The sequence below is a fragment of the Paraburkholderia sp. GV068 genome, from assembly GCF_003058125.1.
In the GTDB taxonomy this organism is placed as follows: Bacteria; Pseudomonadota; Gammaproteobacteria; order Burkholderiales; family Burkholderiaceae; genus Paraburkholderia; species Paraburkholderia graminis.
The window spans coordinates 19232-37157 of the sequence record NZ_QBUB01000019.1 but is presented as its reverse complement, the minus strand read 5'-3'; the positions used below and the strand labels follow the sequence as shown (position 1 = coordinate 37157).

The 17926-nt window shown below is 66.1% G+C and carries 18 protein-coding genes and 1 riboswitch; of the genes, 9 read left to right on the top strand and 9 right to left on the bottom strand.

What is annotated here, in order from left to right; all coding sequences use genetic code 11:
• Positions 1 to 16: 16 nt before the first annotated feature.
• Positions 17 to 1282, bottom strand: coding sequence for a D-amino acid dehydrogenase (locus tag C8K18_RS28625; RefSeq protein ID WP_107710635.1), 1266 nt, complete (start codon positions 1280 to 1282; stop codon positions 17 to 19).
• A gap of 68 nt (positions 1283 to 1350) precedes the next feature.
• The gene (locus C8K18_RS28620; RefSeq protein WP_006052254.1) at positions 1351 to 2610 is read right to left on the bottom strand and encodes an MFS transporter; all 1260 of its coding nucleotides are present in this window, start codon (positions 2608 to 2610) and stop codon (positions 1351 to 1353) included.
• A 417-nt stretch (positions 2611 to 3027) separates the two neighbouring features.
• Between C8K18_RS28620 and C8K18_RS28615 the strand changes: the two genes are divergently transcribed.
• Positions 3028 to 3912 carry a tyrosine-protein phosphatase gene (locus C8K18_RS28615; protein ID WP_107710634.1) on the top strand — a complete coding sequence of 295 codons (885 nt, stop codon included), beginning with the start codon at positions 3028 to 3030 and terminating at the stop codon, positions 3910 to 3912.
• Between the two features lie 498 nt (positions 3913 to 4410).
• On the opposite strand, the gene C8K18_RS28610 is transcribed toward C8K18_RS28615, so the two are convergent.
• Both C8K18_RS28610 and C8K18_RS28605 read right to left on the bottom strand, forming a co-directional pair.
• Positions 4411 to 5757, bottom strand: coding sequence for an ATP-binding protein (locus C8K18_RS28610; RefSeq protein ID WP_107710633.1), 1347 nt, complete (start codon positions 5755 to 5757; stop codon positions 4411 to 4413).
• Complete coding sequence (locus C8K18_RS28605) at positions 5754 to 6494, bottom strand: response regulator (protein WP_006052257.1); 741 nt, start codon at positions 6492 to 6494, stop codon at positions 5754 to 5756. The genes C8K18_RS28610 and C8K18_RS28605 overlap by 4 nt, the downstream gene beginning before the upstream one ends.
• A 462-nt stretch (positions 6495 to 6956) precedes the next feature.
• Between C8K18_RS28605 and C8K18_RS28600 the strand changes: the two genes are divergently transcribed.
• Genes C8K18_RS28600 through C8K18_RS28585 form a run of 4 tightly spaced genes read left to right on the top strand, consistent with a single transcriptional unit; the run spans position 6957 to position 8825 of the window.
• Complete coding sequence (locus C8K18_RS28600; RefSeq protein WP_006052258.1) at positions 6957 to 7166, top strand: hypothetical protein; 210 nt, start codon at positions 6957 to 6959, stop codon at positions 7164 to 7166.
• Positions 7167 to 7211: 45 nt separating this feature from the next.
• Entirely contained in the window at positions 7212 to 7379 is a 168-nt protein-coding gene (locus tag C8K18_RS28595; RefSeq protein ID WP_321175810.1) for a DUF6726 family protein, read from the top strand.
• A gap of 3 nt (positions 7380 to 7382) precedes the next feature.
• Positions 7383 to 8102 carry a hypothetical protein gene (locus C8K18_RS28590; RefSeq protein WP_107710632.1) on the top strand — a complete coding sequence of 240 codons (720 nt, stop codon included), beginning with the start codon at positions 7383 to 7385 and terminating at the stop codon, positions 8100 to 8102.
• A 54-nt stretch (positions 8103 to 8156) separates the two neighbouring features.
• Positions 8157 to 8825, top strand: a complete 669-nt coding sequence (locus C8K18_RS28585) for a flagellar basal body L-ring protein FlgH (RefSeq protein WP_029971270.1) — start codon at positions 8157 to 8159, stop codon at positions 8823 to 8825.
• A 20-nt stretch (positions 8826 to 8845) separates the two neighbouring features.
• On the opposite strand, the gene C8K18_RS28580 is transcribed toward C8K18_RS28585, so the two are convergent.
• The 5 genes from C8K18_RS28580 to C8K18_RS28560 all read right to left on the bottom strand — a co-directional run bounded on the left by C8K18_RS28580 (position 8846) and on the right by C8K18_RS28560 (position 13661).
• The gene (locus C8K18_RS28580) at positions 8846 to 9589 is read right to left on the bottom strand and encodes a response regulator (protein WP_053858810.1); all 744 of its coding nucleotides are present in this window, start codon (positions 9587 to 9589) and stop codon (positions 8846 to 8848) included.
• A gap of 90 nt (positions 9590 to 9679) precedes the next feature.
• Positions 9680 to 10321, bottom strand: a complete 642-nt coding sequence (locus tag C8K18_RS28575; protein WP_107710652.1) for a hypothetical protein — start codon at positions 10319 to 10321, stop codon at positions 9680 to 9682.
• A gap of 104 nt (positions 10322 to 10425) precedes the next feature.
• Positions 10426 to 10896, bottom strand: a complete 471-nt coding sequence (locus C8K18_RS28570) for a hypothetical protein (RefSeq protein ID WP_107710631.1) — start codon at positions 10894 to 10896, stop codon at positions 10426 to 10428.
• A gap of 216 nt (positions 10897 to 11112) precedes the next feature.
• Entirely contained in the window at positions 11113 to 11913 is an 801-nt protein-coding gene (locus C8K18_RS28565) for an SDR family NAD(P)-dependent oxidoreductase (protein ID WP_107710630.1), read from the bottom strand.
• Positions 11910 to 13661: an ABC transporter ATP-binding protein/permease gene (locus C8K18_RS28560; protein WP_107710629.1), complete on the bottom strand. Its 1752-nt coding sequence runs from the start codon at positions 13659 to 13661 to the stop codon at positions 11910 to 11912. The genes C8K18_RS28565 and C8K18_RS28560 overlap by 4 nt, the downstream gene beginning before the upstream one ends.
• 406 nt (positions 13662 to 14067) lie before the next feature.
• Positions 14068 to 14191, top strand: a riboswitch (TPP riboswitch).
• A 219-nt stretch (positions 14192 to 14410) separates the two neighbouring features.
• On the opposite strand from C8K18_RS28560, the gene C8K18_RS28550 reads away from it, so the two are divergent.
• The 4 genes from C8K18_RS28550 (at position 14411) to thiE (ending at position 17862) form a co-directional block, all read left to right on the top strand.
• Positions 14411 to 15541, top strand: coding sequence for an FAD-dependent oxidoreductase (locus C8K18_RS28550; protein ID WP_107710627.1), 1131 nt, complete (start codon positions 14411 to 14413; stop codon positions 15539 to 15541).
• A gap of 69 nt (positions 15542 to 15610) precedes the next feature.
• A complete protein-coding gene (thiS, locus tag C8K18_RS28545) occupies positions 15611 to 15808 on the top strand; it encodes a sulfur carrier protein ThiS (protein WP_006052269.1) in 198 nt (65 codons plus the stop codon).
• Positions 15809 to 15937: 129 nt separating this feature from the next.
• Positions 15938 to 16753, top strand: a complete 816-nt coding sequence (locus C8K18_RS28540; RefSeq protein WP_107710651.1) for a thiazole synthase — start codon at positions 15938 to 15940, stop codon at positions 16751 to 16753.
• Positions 16750 to 17862 (top strand): thiamine phosphate synthase, encoded by a 1113-nt coding sequence (gene thiE / locus C8K18_RS28535; RefSeq protein WP_107710626.1) that lies wholly within the window; start codon positions 16750 to 16752, stop codon positions 17860 to 17862. Before C8K18_RS28540 ends, thiE begins: the two co-directional genes overlap by 4 nt.
• The last annotated feature ends 64 nt before the right edge of the window (positions 17863 to 17926 follow it).

The following is a 17926-nucleotide window of genomic DNA, read 5'->3' as shown; positions in this document are numbered from 1 at the left end:
ATTGCGCAGAGGCTAGCTACTTCCCATAACGCGCCAGCGTCAGCCCGTCCAGATCGATCTCCGGTTCGCGCTGCGTGATCAGATCCGCAACCACACGCGCCGAGCCCATCGACATCGCCCAGCCCGTCGAGCCGTGGCCGAGGTTGAGCCACAGGTTGCCGATGCCCGAAGGCCCGAGCAACGGTGCGCCGTCGGGCGTCATCGGGCGGCGGCCGACCCAGAAATGCGCGGACGTCGGCGCCGCGGCGTGCGGAAACCAGTCGGCCAGCACTTTCATCAGCGTCTGCAACGCCTGCTCGCGCAGCGTCGCGTCGCGGTTGCCGAGTTCCGCCGTGCCGGCCACCCGCAGGTTGTCGCCGAAACGCGTGATCGCCGTCTTCAGCGATTCGTCCATGAGCGCGGCGCGCGGGGCCTTTTCGTCGTCGATCACAGGCAGCGTCGCCGAATAGCCTTTCACCGGATAGAGCGGCACCTTCACGCCAAGCGGCGCGAGCAACGCCGCACTGTCGACGCCCAATGCCACGACCACGCTGTCGGCCGGCACCGTCTCCGCGCCGCGCTCGCTTTCGACACGCACCGCGCGCACGACGCCGCCTTCCACGTCGAGCGATGTCACGCGCGTGTCGAAGCGAAAGCGCACGCCATGACGTTCGCAGATGGCGCGGAGTTCACGCGTGAAGCGCGCGCAGTCGCCGGCTTCGTCGTCGGGAAGATGGACGCCCGATACCGGCGTCGCGCGTGCCCAGCGCAGGCCCGGCTCGATGTCGACGCATTGCGCGGCGCTCACTTCCCGATAAGCGATGCCCGCGTCGCGCAGCACCGCGAGCGCCGGCTGTGCGAGTTCGACGTCGTACTCGCTGCGAAAGAGTTGCAGGTAGCCTTGGCTGCGGCCGTAATCGAACGGATGACGGCTGCGGAATTCGCGCAGACACTCGCGGCTGTAGTAAGCGATGCGCTGCATCCGCTGCTTGTTGACGCGAAAGCGCTCGAGCTCGCATTCGCGCAGCCAGCGCGCGATCCAGCGCCATTGAGCCGGGTCCAAAGTCGGCCGGAAAATCAGTGGCGAAGCGGGCTTGAACAGGTATTTGAGAACCTTGGCCGGCATGCCGGGCGCGGCCCAAGGCGTCACGTAGCCGGGTGCGATCACGCCCGCGTTGCCGAAGCTCGTGGCGAGCGCGACGTCCGGCTCGCGTTCGATCAGCGTCACCTCGCAGCCTTGCTGGCGCAGGTAGAAGGCGGTGGCGACGCCGATCACGCCGCCCCCGAGAACAATCGTTTTCATGTGCTGTTATCAGGCAAATCAGCGGCAACGTCGGGTCGCGATCTCAGGTCGCAACTCAGGCCGCCATGTCATGCAGCAGGATGCGCCGCGCCGAGCACCTTACCCTTCGTCTCAGGCAGGCACAAAGCGGCGACGATCACGAGCAGATAACCCGAACCGGCGACAATCCCCATCGCCTTCACGAGCGACATGCCCTGCGAAAGCGTGCCGACGAGAATCGGAAAGAACGAGCCGAAGCCGCGCCCCAGGTTGTAGCAGAAGCCCTGGCCCGATCCGCGAATCGCGTTCGGATACAGCTCCGACAGATACGCGCCCACGCCGGCGAAAATCCCTTGCACGACGATGCCGAGCGGAAAGCCGAGCGCGAGCATCATGCCGTCGGTGATCGGCAGCATCGTGTAGATCATGCCGAGCACGAACGAGCCGATCGCGAACAGGATGAACGACGCGCGCCGGCCGATCTTGTCGCACAGAATCGCGCCGACGATATAACCGGTGAACGAGCCGACGATCAGCACGATCAGATAGCCGCTCGTGTTGAACACCGACAGATGGCGCACAGTCTTCAGATAGGTCGGCAGCCAGGTGGTAATCGCGTAATAGCCGCCGAGCATGCCGGTGCATAAGGCGCTGCCGAGCAGCGTGGTGCGCAGATGAGGCAGCGAGAAAATCTGCAGGAAATGCGCGGTCTCCAGGCCGCTGTCGCGCGCACGGCGCGTCTCGAGATAAATGTCCGGGTCGCTGACGTTGCGGCGAATGTAGATGATCCACGCCGCGGGCAGGAGGCCGATCCAGAAACAGGCGCGCCACGCGACTTGCTCCGGCAGCAACGCAAAGAACGCCCAATAGACGATGGCCGCGGCCGCCCAGCCGAACGACCAGCTGCTCTGCACGGTCCCGACGGCTTTCGCTCGATGCTGCGGCGAGCGTATCGTCTCGGCCATCATGATTGTGACCACTGACCATTCACCGCCGAAGCCGATACCTTGTAGCGTGCGTGTCGCGAGCAGTTGCCAGAACGAATGCGTGAAGCCGGACAGAAACGTGAACAGCGCGAAAGTCGCGATGGTCCATTGCAGCACGCGGATGCGGCCATAGCGGTCGGCCAGAATGCCGGCGAGCCATCCGCCGAGCGCCGATGAAATCAGTGAACTCGTCGCGATCATGCCGGCTTCGCTTTTGCTCATGCCCCACGTCGCGATCAGCGTTGGAATCAGGAACGAGTAGATCATGAAGTCGAACGCGTCGACCGCGTAGCCGCCGAAACCCGCGTAGAGCGTGCGGCGTTCCCGCTGCGTCAATTCGGTGAACCATTGGAGAGAAGGCATGTTTGTTGTGTTCTCCTGGGCTTTTCTTGTGTGCGTGCGGCTCGAGGGGAGGTCTTTGTATTCTACGGGGCGAGGCGTCGTGCGGCCACTTGTGGTCAAAATTGGCAGCAGACGGTAAGCAGGGAGTAAGCAGCCGACAGGAGACGAAATGCCTGGGAGAATGGCTTAAGAAGCGCTTTTTCGCGCGTGATTGCAGCGGGCATATCGGAAGCGCGCGCGGCACGGGCAAAGACCAAGCTGACCGTTGCTTACGAACTAATACGTCGTAACCAAAAAAATATTGGAAACGTTAAACTGCGCCCGCAGCGCTCAGGCTGCACTTTTTTTACTCACCTCGCGCATGACACATCAGATCGCCTAATGCCCGCCACCGCGAAAAACTGTCCGGCAACTCGCCGCCACCTTGTTCCCCCGGCCATGCCCGCGCACTCGCTGGCGGCATGCGCGTCGCGACGGACGTTCCTGAAGCGCTCCGCCAGCGTGCTGCTGGTGTCCGGCGTGGGCAGCTCGCTGCTCTCCGCATGCGGCGGCGGCCTCGGCGACGAGCAGAGCGACACGCCGCGGCTTGCATCGGTGGACAATTTCCGCGATGTCGCGGGCGCTGCGGCCGGCTATCCGACCGTCGACGGCAAGAAGATGCGGCGCGGCCTCTTTTTCCGCGCGAACGTGCTGACGCTGAGCGTCGCCGATCAGACGGAGATGGAGCGGCTCGGCATTGCGAGCGTCTACGATCTGCGCACGCCCGGCGAAGTCGAGCGCACCGCCGACATGCTGCCGCGCGGCGCGGTTTCGCAAACGCTCGATGTGCTCGGTGTGCGCGACTTCACGCCGCCGCCTTTCGATTCAGCCGCCGGCGCGACCGCGTTCATGGAGTCGCAGGCGCGCGGCTATGTGACCGGCGCGGCGCAGCGGGCGAACTTCGGCGCGCTGCTGCGCCAGCTCGCGGACGGCACGGGCCCGCAGCTCTTTCATTCCAACGCGGGTAAGGATCGCGCCGGCTGGGTCGCGGCGCTGCTGCAGAGCATTGCGAATGTGCCGCTCGACGTGATCATGCAGGACTATCTGCTGAGCAATGTCTACCGCGCGCAGGCCATCAGGTCGCTGAAGGAAACATTGCGCGCGCAGGACGGCGACGCGCTCGCCGCGATTCAGGAACCGTTGCTCGGCGTGCAGGAGAGTTTTCTGCAGGCTGGCTTCGATCAGGTGCAGACGAGCTACGGCACGATGACGCGCTATCTGACTGACGGGCTTGGCGTATCGGAGGCGGCTATCGAGAGCTTGCGGAGCCGGTTGGTTGTTTGATGTGGCGGCGAGGGAGCGGGTTAGGCGCGTGGGCTGAACGGGCTAGCTGAAAACAGCGGCTGAAGATGCGCGCCAAACGCGCGGGCCGAACACGCAGGCCGAACGCGCAGGCCGAACACGCAGGTCAAACACGCAGGCCGAACACGCAGGCCGAACACGCAGGCCGAACACGCAGGCCGAACACGCAGGCCGAACACGCAGGCCGAACACGCAGGCCGAACACGCAGGCCAAACACGCAGGCCAAGCACGCAGGCCGAACGCGCAGGCCGAACACGCAGGCCAAACACGCAGGCCGAACACGCAGGCCGAACACGCAGTCAAAAAAAATCCGCCCCGGATACGCGGGCGGACTGAGAAGGGCGGCATCGAGGTTGCCGGGGTCGACTATAAGGCCCGCGGTCATGCGTTAGCCGATGCGGTAAGGCAGCGTAAGCGCGTGCCTTGCGCCGCGCCGCGCAGTGCGATCACGACCGCTACCGCTACCACGAGCCCACCTGTCATGTCGATGTCGACGCCGACGCCGCCACCACCCCCACCGGCAACTCAATACACACTTCCAGCCCACCCTCGGCGTGATTGCGCACGTGGCAACGTCCGCCGCGATCGTGCGCGAGCCGTGCGACGATCGCGAGACCGAGACCGCAATGGCCTTCGCCGCCGCGCGCGGCGTCGAGCCTCACGAACGGCTTCATCGCGGCTGCGATGCGGTCGTCGGGAATGCCCGCGCCGTGGTCCCGCACGCTGATGACCCAATGTCCGTCGCTGCGTGCGGTGCGGATATCGACGGGCGGCGCGCCATGCTCGAGTGCGTTATCGACGAGGTTGGTCGCCAGCCGGTCGAGCAGCGTGCGCGGCAACGTGAACGACGGGCCGGCACGCAGATCCAGGGCGAACAGCCGGGCTTCGCCGGCCGCGTCCTGCGAGCCCGAGCCATCGACGGCGCTGTCAATCACACTGTCACCCACACCGTCACTATCCGAAAACTGCTCGCGCAAGAATTCGTCGACCTGAACCGGCGGACCGGCATCGGCGGATTGACCGGCGAACTCCAGAAACTGCTGGACAATGTTAGTCAGCGAATCGACATCGCGAATCAGGCCGGCACGCTCGCTTTCCGCCACCAGCACGCTCGCGCGCAGCTTCAGGCGCGTGAGCGGCGCTTTCAGGTCGTGCGCGACGCCGGCGAGCATGACCGCCTGGTCGTCGCCGGCCTCGTTCAGGCGCCGCATCATGTCGTTGAACGAGCCGATCAGCTCGCGCAGTTCGCGCGGGCCTTGCACCGTCACCGGTTCCGGCCGGCCGCCCGAACCGAAGACGCGCGCGGCGTCGGCGACGCGCGACAGCGGACGCTGCATCTGCCACACCGCGAACAACGACAGGATCAACGCGGCGGCCAGCATCGAAATGGCTTCGATCAGAAAGCGCGGCGGCGGCGGCAGATCGACCGGCAGCACGACCCAGTTCGACTTGCCCGGAAACAGCACCCACAGTTGCGGCGGACGCAGATCGTCGACGGCAATCTGGGTGCCTGGCGGAAGCGTCTCACGCAGATGCTGCGTCAACTGAACAACCAGGTGCTCGGTGGGTTCGCGCAGATGGACGCTCGGCGGCATGTTCCAGGTCGGAACCAGATGCACGCGCATGGCCGGCGCGAGCGCGGCGCCCTTGATCGGCTCGCCGTTGATGGCCTGCAGCGCCAGCACGACGCCGCGCGCAAAGCCGTCGATCTCATGGCGCGGCGGCTGCATCACCACCAGCACGAACCAGCCGGCCTGAATCGCCAACAGCACCGCCGTCGAAAGCAACGCCATTCTGCCGAACAGCGTGTTCAGCGGGTTTCTCATGCGTTCGAGGCGGCCTCGTCGGAGAAAGGTGTGCCGTCGGCGTCGGGGACGAAAACATAGCCCTTGCCGCGCACGGTTTGCACGTAGCACGGATTGGACGGATCGTCCTCGATCACGCGCCGCAGACGCCAGATCGGCACGTCGAGGCTGCGATCGCGGAAGGCGAGGTTGTCGCGGTGCACGAGGTCGTGAATCAGCACACGCGATAACACCTTGTACGGGTTGTTGACGAAGATCTTCAGTAGCGCGAACTCACTGTCGCGCAACGGCAGCTTCGTATCGGCGCGCGACAGCGAGCGTGTGGCGAAGTCCAGTTCGAACGGGCCGAACCTGTACGGCTTGCGGGCTTCCGGCGCGCTCGTGGTCGACGGCCCGCGGCGCCGCAGCACCGTGTGGATGCGCGCGAGCAGTTCGCGCGGATCGAAGGGCTTGGTCAGATAGTCGTCCGCGCCGAGCGACAGCCCGACGATGCGGTCGGCCACCGTGCCGCGCGCCGTCACGAAGATCACCGGAATGTCGTCGCCGGCGGCGCGCAGCGCGGTGAGCGCGCGCAGGCCGTCGGTGTTCGGCATCATGATGTCGAGCACGACGACCGACGGCCGTTCGCGCTCGAGCCGGCGCTGGAGATGGGTGCCGTCATGCAGCACCGACGCATCGAAGCCGTTCGACTGCAAGAACTTGCAAAGCAGATCGCGTACGACCGGATCGTCGTCGACGATAAGGACCTGTGGATTCATGGCGAAATTCTAGACCGGCGCGCGCGACGCGCGGCCGACTGTTTTCTTACCAATGCTTACCCGATGCGGTGCGAGTTTTTCGGCGCGATTCTGGCGCAATTGGGCGCAATGTCCCCACACGCGAGCGTAAGGCCCGTCAACCAAGGTTCACAGCATATTTCAGCACTGCCGCTTCTGGCAACGCGGGCGCGCGTGCGGGCCTCGCATTCGATGTGCGCACGCGGTATTTCTCGAAACAGTTTGCGCACAACGGCAAGTGCCGGAAAGCACTCGCAACGCGTCGTAAGCACCGTCGAAAAGCGCGCTTTTCTTCGTGCATCGGCGAGGCGTGGGCGGCGAGATGATTCGTCCTGCGATACGTCGCGCCGCACGTCGGCGGAGCTTCGGGCTCTCATCCGGCGCACGCGGTGCGCGACTCATTTCCGCGAAACCCAGCCCAACCAGCGCCATGCGAGGCTCATCATGACTGTTCCCAGCAACCTCAATTCCACCCATTTTTCTTCGATTGCGCCCACCAAGGCGACGGAAAAGCCGGCGTCCAACGGCAGTTCCGCAGCGACGAGCGGGAGCGGCAGCGGCAACGCGCAAGCCAAGGGCTCGGCGACTCAGCCGCAGCCGCAGCCGTCGGTGCCCGCGGGCCTCGTCGGCCATCACGTCAACACGACCGCCTGACGTACCGAGGCGCGCGTGTCGACATCAATAATTTCCGGGCGCCTCGTGCGCGCCGCTGCGTGGCTCGCGCTCGGCGCGGCGCTGTTGCCGCTCGACGGCTGCGCCGTTGCGGCGCTGCCTTGCCGGCTCACGTCGGCGACGCTGAAGATCATCCCGGTCGTCGGCCATGCGGCGGCCACGCCGTTCGACATCTGTTCATCCGCGATCGATTGAAACATGAGACCACAACGGATTGCCTGCGCGCTGGCGCTGCTGTGCGGCACATTCTCGCTGACCGTGCCGGCGCAGCCGGCGGCGCGCGATGCGGGCGCCGCAGCTTCGGCGTCGGCATCGAAGGACGCATTCGCCGACGCCCGCCGACGCGCGCAGGACACGCCATTTGCTTTCCGCGGCATCGCGCTCGGCATCACGCTCGATGAATTCCGCGCCGGTTCGAAAGTGCGTGCGACGCCGGTCGGCAGCGTGCCGGTCTGCGAGACGGACGTGCAGGCGGGCGCGCTCGGCATGCGGCTGAAGTCGCACGAGAGTCTGACCGTCGCGTGCCGCTGGGCGCATCGCGACGATAACGGTTGGGCGCTGTCGCAAGCGGTCGTCGACGGTGCGCCGGCGGTCGAGCATGTGCTGCGTTTCGCGCGCATGGAAGGGCAAAGCGCGCTGCGGCTCTACGAGATTTCCTTCGTGATCGACGAAGTCACCGCCGAAGATCTGCGCGACGCGCTCGCGGACCGCTACGGCCCGCCGCGTCATGCGACGCGGAACGTGTCGTCGCCGGGCGCGTTGCCGGTCTACGTGTGGGAAAACGCGGTCAGTTCGATCACGTTGTGTTTCCTGCCGGGCACGCGCAACGGCACGCTCACTTATCTGCTGAAGGGGTCGGACGCGTGGGTGAAGTCCGTCGTGCGGCAGTGGCAGGCGAGCGATGCGGAAGCCGGTTGATGCACAGCGGCGCCAATGCGCGGATCAGCACCATTCAGCGAGGGAGTAAACCCGATGCCTACGCTACGTTTTTCCGTCGCGCTGTGCGCGGCGGCATGTGTGTCCGCTTGCGCGAGCGGACAGAGGTCGATTGTCGAAACGCCGATGGCGCCGCCGCTCGTGTCGGCGCCGCTGAACGTCAACACGCAGGGCGCGATCTATCAGGCGGGCACGCTGATGGTGCTGTACGAGACGCCGCGCGCGCAACACATCGGCGACGTGCTGACGATCCGTCTGTCCGAGTCGTATAGCGGGAACAACAGTTCGACGGCGGCTGCGAGCCGGGCGAGCAGCATCACCGCCGATGCCGCCGATAAATCGACGGGCGCCGCCGCGCGGCTCGCGAGGCTCTTCAACATCGGCTCGGCCAGCACGGAATTCAAAGGACAAGGCAGTCTCACCGACGCGAGCGCGATGACCGGCACACTCGCCGTGACCGTGATCGGCACGATGCCGACCGGCAACCTGGTCGTGTCGGGCGAAAAGGTGATTTCGATGGGCGGCAACCGCGACCGCTTGCGGCTGTCAGGCGTGGTGAATCCTAAGGATATCGAAACAGGCAACTACGTCGCGTCGAGCAAGGTCGCGAATGCGCGCATCGAGCAGGCCGGCTCCGGCATGATCTCCGACGCGACGACGATGGGCTGGCTGCAGAGAATGTTTTTGAGCGTGCTGACTTTCTGAGGCGGCGTCAACGAACGCGCTCACTGTGCAGCCGCGCCCGCTCCGCGCTCGGCCGCGCCGATCTCGCCGTCCGGCACGAACACATAGCCGCGTCCCCACACCGTTTGCACATAGCGCGGCTCGGACGGATCGACTTCGATCAGCCGACGCAAACGCCAGATCGACACATCGAGACTGCGGTTGCGATGCGTCTCGCTATTGCCGTGCAGTTTTTCGAGCAGTTGCGCGCGCGTGAGGACGGTCATCGCGTGAGTGACGAACACTTTCAGCATTGCGAATTCGCTTGAGCGCAGCGTGATGCGCTCGCCGTCGCGGCGCAATTCACGCGCCGGGAAATTCACCTCGAAGCGGCCGAAGCGATACGGCGCCCGTTGCTCGGGCGCGCTCGGCGCAATCGAGCCGCGCCGGCGCAGCACCGTGCGAATCCGCGCGACGAGTTCGCTCGGTTCGAACGGCTTGCCGAGATAATCGTCCGCGCCGAGTTCGAGACCGATCACACGGTCGATCGGATCGGCGCGTGCGGTCAGCAGAATCACGGGGATATCGTCGCCCGCCACGCGCAGCGCGCGCAGCGCACTGATGCCGTCGAGCTCGGGCATCATGATGTCGAGCACGACCAGCGCGGGACGCTCGTCCTGAAGTTTGCGCTGCAGCGCCATGCCATGTTCGAGCGTGGCAACCTTGAAGCCGCGCCCTTCGAGATACTGACTGACGAGCTCACGTACGACGGGGTCGTCGTCGACGACCAGAATGGATTGGTTCATTCAGGTCATCTTAGTGATCCGCGCGCGCGCAGCAAAGCGGCTAACGCTTTCCAATCCTTTCTCGCGTAAGAGAAAGCAACCGGCATGCGGCTAGTTGACCTGCGAGGTCTGAATGGTCTGCCGTGTTTCGCGGCCGAAATCGGTCCGGTCGATCACCATCTTGTCGATCAACCCATTGAGCTTGGTCGACGCCGACGAGAAGCGGTCGCTGTTCAGGCCGCCCGTCTGGTAGCGCGCGGTGACGAGAATGCGGCCACTCTGCACGAGCGTCAGGTCGATGACCGACAGATACTGGATCGCGTCGTCGCTGAACGAGCGGCGGCCGTAGTCGATCGCCGCGTTGTAGACGAGGCGCGCCTCGCAGCCGGCGGGCGAGGTGCCGGGATTGTAGACATCCGAACGAATGCCGCGGCGATCGAGCGCGAGTTGCAGCGCCGGCACGAAATCGCCGACCGACACAGCAGTGTTCACTTCGATGCAAACTTGCCGCACATCCGCGGGACGGCCGCTCACGAAGGTCGGCGACGAATAGTTCGCGGCGATGGCGTAGCCGGCCTGGATCACGGAGCCGGTGGCGTCGGCTGCCTGGATCAGCGTCCACGCGCAGCCGTTCAGTCCGACCGTCAACGTCGTACAGGCGACGAACCGCGCGCTCGGCCGCCGCAACCTGACCCAGGCCGCGCGAGGGGCTCGCGTTAAAGCGTTAGCGCGTTTCGTGGTCAGGAAGGTCATCAAGCGGAGCCAAATGCGATAAAGGCAAGCCATGCGGATCGGCTGAGCGAAGCGAAATTCAGCGGAACGCGGCAACACGCGCATCGTCCTCGACGTGTCTGCATTCAGCGCGCGACGCGCAGCCGCAACTCGTTTTGCCCTTGCACGCTCGCAGTGACATTCACGCGCCGCTCGCCGGTCGTCACGATGAAATGCTGGCGCGTCGGCGTGTTCACGTCATGCACGACGTTCGGAAAGCACGCGGCGATGTCGGCGCCGATTTCCTCGAGCGGATCGTTGACGACACCGTCGGCTTGCCAGTGCGCGCGCCAGTGGCAGTCGTACGCGTGCGCGTTGGCGCGGCAGTCTTCGGCGCTCGCGACGCCCGGCAGTTGCGCGGCCGGTTGCGTGTGCAATTGCTTGTAATCGGATGCTTCGACGATGTGCCTGAGCGCGGGGCACACGTCGGCGGGTTCGTTCGGCGGCGTGGTTTGCGCGGCATGAGCAACATGAGCGGCACTTCCGAGCAGCACCGCTGTGGAGAGAGCGAGGCCGAGCCGGTGAATCGAAGGATAAGAGCGGCGATCGAATGACATGAGCGAGAGTCCGTTAGCAGTGGATGGCGTGCGGGCCGCAGGGGACGGCGCGCACGACTATCGTCGCTGTTTCGGGCTCGTTTCAAAGGGCTGAAAAGCTTGCCCGCTTCGCAAATGCTTTCGAGGTGTTCTCGCGTGTTTCGGGATCTTGCCGCGGCTCGCGCGAATGTGAGTACGGGTGCGGGCGCGTTGGCGAATTGCGCGCGGCGGTGCGAATCAGCCGAGCGTCAGTCCGCCGTCGACGTGAATCACCTGGCCGGTGATGTGACGCGCTTCGTCGGAAAGCAGGAAGGCGATCAGCGCGGCAATGTCGGCTGGCTCGGCGATGTGGCCGAGCGGTGTCGATTCCGCGGCACGCGTCCACACGGCGGCGTTGTCGGCGCTCGGTCCGCGGTCCTTGCGCGTATAGCCGGGCGCGACGCAATTCACGGTCACGCCATGCGGCGCGAGTTCGGCGGCTGCGGTTTTCGCGAGCGACTCGAGCGCCGCCTTGGCCGCGGCGGTCGCGGCAAACGGCGTATCCGCGCGATAACGATGCGCGACGAACGAACTCAGCGCGATCACGCGGCCTCGCTTCGAGGTTTCCAACGCAGGCGTCGCGCGCTTCACGAGCGCCGCGAAGGCGGCGGGCATCGCGGCGAATGCGGCGCCGAGCACATCCGAGTCGAGCGCCTGAAGCGTCTGACGCTGCGCGTGGCCCGCGTTCGCGACCAGTTGATCGAGTGCGCCGAAGTTCGCGAGCGTTTGATGCACCACATGTTCCGCGGCGCCGCGCTCGGCGAGATCGCCCGTCACCGTTGCGCAGGCCGCGCCGTTCGCGCTGCAATCCGCGGCAACGTGCGCGAGACGCTCGCGCGACTCGCGCTCGGCGCCGCGTGCGTGCAGCATCAGCGCGGTGCGCGGCGCGGCGATCCGCCGGGCCAGCGCCGCGCCGATGCCGGAACCCGCGCCGGTGATCAGCACGACGCGGTCAAAGCCCGCACTGGCTTCGCTCGCTGCGGCGCTCTCCGGGTTCATGCGGCGACCGCTTCGCCGGCGCGCTCGACTTCGAGCGTTTCGTCATGGAACGCCGCCAGCGATTCGCGATGCGCGACGCTGACGATGGCCGCCTTCGGCAGCCGCTCGGTGAAGAGGCGATAAAGACGCGCTTCGTTCTCGGCGTCGAGCGCGCTCGTCGCTTCGTCGAGGAACAGATAGTCGGGCTTGTGCAGCAGCACGCGCGCGGCGGCGAGGCGCTGTTGCTCGCCCGGCGAGAGAACGCGCGTCCAGTGCGCGGATTCCTGCAAACGGTCCGCGTATTGCGACAAGTGGCAGACGACGAGCGCCTCGCGGCATTCGTCGTCCGTATACGTGTCCGCCGCCGACGGATACGCGAGCGCCGCCTTCAGCGTGCCGATCGGCATGTAGCTCACTTGCGGAATGAACATCATGCGGGCGTTGACCGGCGCGTCGATGGCTCCATCGCCGAACGGCCACAAGCCGGCGAGCGCGCGCATCAGCGTGCTCTTGCCCGAGCCGGACGGCCCGCGCACGAGCCAGCGCGAGCCCGGATGAATCACGATGTCGCGGATGCGCGAGAGCGGGCTGCCGTTCGGGAGCGCGAGCTGGAGGCCGTCGGTGGAGAGCTTGTCGGCGTCGACGAAATGCAGGTTGATGCCGCCGTGCGCGGTGGCCGGCGAGACGGATTCCTTCAGACGCGGCGCATGCACGACGCGCTTGAATTCGCGCAGACGGTTGACCGTGGCGCGCCATTCGACCAGCGTCGAGTAACTGTTGATGAACCACGAGAACGAATCGCTGACCGTGTTGAATGCGCTGGAGATTTGCATCAGCACACCGAACGTGAAGGCACCCGCGAAATAACGCGGCGCGGCGACGACGAGCGGAAAGATGATGGCGATCTGGCCGTAGAAGCTCAGCACGAAGGTCAGGCGCTTCGTGTACTTCATGACCTGCCACCAGTTATCGCGGATGCGGCCAAACAGCGAATGGGCGTTCGTCTTCTCCGTGTCCATGCCGTTGTAGAACGCGATCTGCTCGGCGTTCTCGCGCAGACGGATCAGGCCGAAACGGAAATCGGCCTCGACTTTCTGCGCCTGATAGTTGATCGGCACGAGCGGATGACCGACTTTCTGGATCACGAGCGAGCCGACCACTGCGTACAGCGCGGCTGCCCACACCATGTAGCCGGGAATCTGCAGCGGCACGCCGCCGAGCGTGATGGTCAGCGCGCCGGCCAGCGCCCACAGGATCGTGATGAACGAGACGAGCGTGACGACCGTGGACAGCAGATCGAGCGTGAGTGACAGCGTGGTCGTGGCGAACGACTGCAGGTCGTCGCTGATCCGCTGGTCTGGGTTGTCGGCGAGGCGGTCGCGCTCGATCCGGTAAAACGCGCTGTCGTGCAGCCACTCGTTCAGATAGCGCGTGGTCAGCCATTGACGCCAGCGAAAGCCGAGCATCTGGCGCATATAGCGCCCGTACACCGCGAGGATGATGTAGCCGAACGCGAGCCCGGAAAAGATCATCAGCAGATGCGGGAAGTCGCGCACGTTCTTGGTTTGCAGCGCGTTATAGAAGTCGGCGCTCCAGCGGTTCACGCGGACGTTGATCCATACCACCGCGAGGTTCATCGCAATGATCGCGATGAGCATCCCCCACGCCGTCTTTTTTTCTTCCGACACCCAGTAAGGCTTGATGAGGCTCCATGCGGAGACTTTCTCGTCGGGCGGCAGCGCGGGGCTGACAGAAGTATTCGTTGTCATGAGCGTCCTGGGAGTGCTGTTCGATTCGGGCCGGTCCACGCGGGCCGACCCCTCGCGGGTCTTCGTATCTGTGCGTGTGCATCTATGCTGGCGCGGCGGCTGACGGCCGGGCGCCGCGGCGACTGCCGATTCTGGCGCGAAGCCCTTAAGCGAAAATTAATTCACGGCGCCGGCGCAAAGCCGGCAGTCATTGTTGCCGCCTCTGCGCGAGCGCCGCCGCGACATAACCGCCGACCGTTCGCGCGATGCCGCGTTTTCCGCGTCATCTCTCGTGGCATTGTGCCAGAGCGCTGGGCCGCTCATCCGGCTAAAGCGTAAGGCGCAAAAGGTGGTGCCGGATCAAGCCGCGCGCGGCGCGATGCGCCGCTCGTTTGCGAGCGCCGCGCCTTTTATGGTCTAATGACCTTCGACGAAACAGGGGTGCTTTGCACTTGAGCGGCGTGATTCTCACGCTGCGGCTGCGAGGCTGAGAGAGACCCTTTGCACCCGATCCGGGTAATACCGGCGCGGGAAGTTTCCGGAAGCAGCCAGTCTTCCATTCCCCGCCGGGCGGCGTACTTCATTGGAGTACGCATGTTGCCTGGCCGGCCTTGCCCGCCGGTTTCGTCCTGGGTACGCGCTTTTTGTCGGCCGTACGGAAAGGACTCGATGACCGCCTATTGTTCAGTTATGTGTTTTGCTCCTTGTCGCGCCGTTCTTGACGCGCGCTGCATTGCTTTTGTCCGTCGTATCGAAGCGGAGCGCGCACGATGAGCCGCGCCGCACAACCCGATTTCGCTGTGCTCGGCGGCGGTCTGTGCGGGCGCCTCGTCGCGTGGCGGCTCGCCGGAGAAGGACATCGCGTGGCGCTTTATGAGCGCGGCGACGCGGACGGCTCGCAGGCCGCCGCGTGGGTCGCGGCCGCCATGCTCGCGCCGCTTGCCGAAGCCGCCAGCGCCGAACTTCTGATCACGCGGCTCGGCGCCGCATCGCTCGAAACCTGGCCGCAAGTGCTGGCCGGGTTGCCCGAGCCGGTGTTTTTCCAGCGCAATGGCACGCTCGTCGTCTGGCATCACGCGGATCGGACCGAGGCGCCGTTGTTCGAAAGACGGGTGCGCTCGAACGCGCCGGCCGAACTGCTGGACGGCGGCTTCGTCACGCTCGCCGGCGCGCAACTCGGTGCGGCCGAACCCGCGCTCGCGGGGCGCTTCAACCAGGGCTGGCTGCTGCCGCGCGAAGGTCAACTGGACAACCGCCAGGTGCTGCGTGCGTTGGCGGCGGGTCTCGCGCAACGCGGTGTGGAAACGCATTGGAATACGCCCGTGCTCGATAGGGCGCTGCCGCCTGCGCGCATCACCATCGACTGCCGCGGCCTCGGCGCGAAACCCGTGCTGCCGACGCTGCGCGGCATCCGCGGCGAAGTCGCACGCGTGCGCGCGCCGGGCATTAATCTGACGCGGCCCGTGCGGCTGCTGCATCCGCGCTATCCGCTCTACATCGCGCCGAAGCAGGACGATTTGTATGTGATCGGCGCCACCGAGGTGGAAGGCGAGGACATGTCGCCCGTCAGCGTGCGATCCGCGCTGGAGCTGCTGAGCGCGGCGTTTTCCGTGCATCCGGGCTTCGGCGAGGCGCGCATTCTCGAACTGAATTCGCAGTGCCGTCCGACCTTGCCCGATCATCGGCCGGCGCTGTTGTGGGACGGCGCGCAGACGCTGCGCGTGAACGGGCTGTACCGGCATGGCTACATGATCGTGCCCGAGGTCGCCGACGAAGCCGCGCGCTTCGCGGCGGCGCTGCTGGACGGACGCATCGGCGACGCCGACGCGTTCGCGGACTGGCGGCGCGCCGCGCGCTGGAGCGAACTGTTCCACGAGCAGCGCGCGCGGGAGCCCGCGTGAGCGCCGGCCGCCGGCGCGACGCTGCGAACGCCTGCGCAATTGCCATCGACTGAACCGTATTCGAACACCATGGACATTCATATCAATCAGAAGCCGTTGTCGTTGCCCGAGGGCGCGACTGTCGCCGATGCGCTCGCCGCGTACGGCGCGCGGCCGCCGTTCGCCGTCGCGCTGAACGGCGATTTCGTCGCGCGCACGCAGCATGCGGCGCGCGCATTGCAGCCGGGCGACAAGCTGGACGTCGTGCAGCCTGTGGCCGGCGGTTGAGCGCGTTGCCGCGCCAAACCAAGCCAGCCGATCACGCAATCGCAGACGAGCGAACACGACCACGCACGACCACGCACGATCACGAGCAATCGCCGCCCGCCCCGCCTTGCCGGAGACCAGATGATGCAAATGACTTCCCCCCAAACCGCCGACGCGCTCACGCTCTACGGCCAACCCTTCGCGAGCCGGGTGCTACTTGGCACGTCGCGCTATCCGTCGCTGCAATCGCTGTCCGATTCGATCGACGCCGCGCGCCCCGGCATGGTGACCGTCGCGCTGCGCCGGCAGATGAACGAAGGCGGCGCCGAAGCCGGCTTCTTCGATCTGCTCAAGCGCCACGGCGTGCCGCTTTTGCCGAACACGGCCGGTTGCCTGACCGTCGGCGAGGCGGTAGCGACCGCGCACATGGCGCGCGAAATCTTCGAAACCGAGTGGATCAAGCTCGAACTGATCGGCGACGACTACACGCTGCAGCCCGATCCGGTCGGCCTGATCGAGGCGGCCACGAAGCTCGTGAAGGACGGCTTCAAGGTGCTGCCGTATTGCACCGAAGACCTGGTGATCGGCCGCCGTCTGCTGGACGCCGGCTGTGAGGCGCTGATGCCGTGGGGCGCGCCGATCGGCACCGGCAAGGGCGTGATCAATCCGTATGGCTTGCGGGTGCTGCGCGAGCGGCTGCCGGACGTGCCGCTGATCGTCGACGCCGGGCTCGGCGTGCCGTCGCACGCGGCCCAGGTGATGGAGTGGGGTTTCGACGGCGTGCTGCTGAACACGGCGGTGTCGCAGGCCACGCATCCCGACGCGATGGCGCGCGCGTTTGCGCTGGGCGTCGAAGCGGGCCGTCAGGCGTTTCTCGCCGGACCGATGGCCGAGCGCGAAAGTGCGCACGCGAGCACGCCGGTGGTCGGCATGCCGTTCTGGCATCAGGACGGGAGCGCCGCATGACGCAGACCCTGGCCCTGAAAGACCGCGACCTGTTCTGGCCGCCCGCCGACGAACTCACCGAAGCGACCGAACGCATCCGCGCCCGTCTCGGCGACTGGCCGCCCACGCACGCGCCGTGGCGCATCTGCCTGACCGCGCCGGATCAGCCGAATGGCGGCGATCTGATCGTGCTCGCCGATGCCGCGCGGCACGGCGAACAGATGGCGCGCTGGCTCGTGCAGGGCGCGGCGGTGGTCGAAGCCGCCGAGAACAAGGCGACGCTGCATCTCGGAGGCGAAAAATACCGTCTGGAAGGCCATCTCGCCGAAGACTGGATCCCCGCGCTCGCCGCGTTCCTCGACTGCGGTTTCGATCCGCACGACGCGCTCGTGTTGGCGCTCGCGTGGCGCGACGGCGACGAAACGCGGACCAACGCCGCGGGCGACTCCTTCCCCTGCGATCTGGCTGCCTTTCCGCGTCTTGCCGGTTTGCCGCAAGCGCCGGCGCAGCCGTTCCCGCGCTGCCCCGAGCGGCTCGGACTTTATCCGGTGCTGCCGAGCGCCGAGTGGGTCGAACGCGTGGTCGGCTACGGCGTGAAAACGGTGCAGTTGCGCCGCAAGTCCGCCCGTCCCGCCGACGAACTTCAGCGCGAGATCGCCCGTTGCGTGGCGGCGGGAAAGCGGCACGACGCGCAGGTTTTCATCAACGATCACTGGCAGGCCGCGCTCGATGCGGGCGCCTACGGCGTGCACCTCGGCCAGGAAGACGTGCACACGGCGGATCTGGCGGCGCTGGCGGCGGCCGGCATCCGGCTCGGTCTGTCGACGCACGGTTTCTACGAAATCCTGAAGGCGCTGCACTTCCGTCCGAGCTACATCGCGCTCGGCGCGGTGTTCCCGACCACGACGAAAGTGATGCCGACCGCGCCGCAGGGTCTGAAGCGCCTCGCGCGCTACGTCCGGCTTCTGGACGGCGTCGTGCCGCTGGTGGCGATCGGCGGAATCGATTTGCAGGTGCTGCCCGAGGTTCTCGCGACGGGCGTCGGGTGCGCGGCCGTGGTGCGCGCAGTCACCGAAGCGTCTGATCCGGCGGCCGCCGTTGCCGCACTGCAACAAGCTTTTACGCAATAATCGTCATGATTGGTTAAGGGACAGGGCGCCTCACGGCAACATTTGCATGATGGCCCTATAATTC

Excerpts from the sequence above, each read along its gene's own strand:
- C8K18_RS28625 (WP_107710635.1), bottom strand. The coding sequence starts at position 1,282 with ATGAAAACGATTGTTCTCGGGGGCGGCGTGATCGGCGTCGCCACCGCC.
- C8K18_RS28620 (WP_006052254.1), bottom strand. The coding sequence starts at position 2,610 with ATGCCTTCTCTCCAATGGTTCACCGAATTGACGCAGCGGGAACGCCGC.
- C8K18_RS28615 (WP_107710634.1), top strand. The coding sequence starts at position 3,028 with ATGCCCGCGCACTCGCTGGCGGCATGCGCGTCGCGACGGACGTTCCTG.
- C8K18_RS28610 (WP_107710633.1), bottom strand. The coding sequence starts at position 5,757 with ATGAGAAACCCGCTGAACACGCTGTTCGGCAGAATGGCGTTGCTTTCG.
- C8K18_RS28605 (WP_006052257.1), bottom strand. The coding sequence starts at position 6,494 with ATGAATCCACAGGTCCTTATCGTCGACGACGATCCGGTCGTACGCGAT.
- C8K18_RS28600 (WP_006052258.1), top strand. The coding sequence starts at position 6,957 with ATGACTGTTCCCAGCAACCTCAATTCCACCCATTTTTCTTCGATTGCG.
- C8K18_RS28590 (WP_107710632.1), top strand. The coding sequence starts at position 7,383 with ATGAGACCACAACGGATTGCCTGCGCGCTGGCGCTGCTGTGCGGCACA.
- C8K18_RS28585 (WP_029971270.1), top strand. The coding sequence starts at position 8,157 with ATGCCTACGCTACGTTTTTCCGTCGCGCTGTGCGCGGCGGCATGTGTG.
- C8K18_RS28580 (WP_053858810.1), bottom strand. The coding sequence starts at position 9,589 with ATGAACCAATCCATTCTGGTCGTCGACGACGACCCCGTCGTACGTGAG.
- C8K18_RS28575 (WP_107710652.1), bottom strand. The coding sequence starts at position 10,321 with ATGACCTTCCTGACCACGAAACGCGCTAACGCTTTAACGCGAGCCCCT.
- C8K18_RS28570 (WP_107710631.1), bottom strand. The coding sequence starts at position 10,896 with ATGTCATTCGATCGCCGCTCTTATCCTTCGATTCACCGGCTCGGCCTC.
- C8K18_RS28565 (WP_107710630.1), bottom strand. The coding sequence starts at position 11,913 with ATGAACCCGGAGAGCGCCGCAGCGAGCGAAGCCAGTGCGGGCTTTGAC.
- C8K18_RS28560 (WP_107710629.1), bottom strand. The coding sequence starts at position 13,661 with ATGACAACGAATACTTCTGTCAGCCCCGCGCTGCCGCCCGACGAGAAA.
- C8K18_RS28550 (WP_107710627.1), top strand. The coding sequence starts at position 14,411 with ATGAGCCGCGCCGCACAACCCGATTTCGCTGTGCTCGGCGGCGGTCTG.
- thiS (WP_006052269.1), top strand. The coding sequence starts at position 15,611 with ATGGACATTCATATCAATCAGAAGCCGTTGTCGTTGCCCGAGGGCGCG.
- C8K18_RS28540 (WP_107710651.1), top strand. The coding sequence starts at position 15,938 with ATGACTTCCCCCCAAACCGCCGACGCGCTCACGCTCTACGGCCAACCC.
- thiE (WP_107710626.1), top strand. The coding sequence starts at position 16,750 with ATGACGCAGACCCTGGCCCTGAAAGACCGCGACCTGTTCTGGCCGCCC.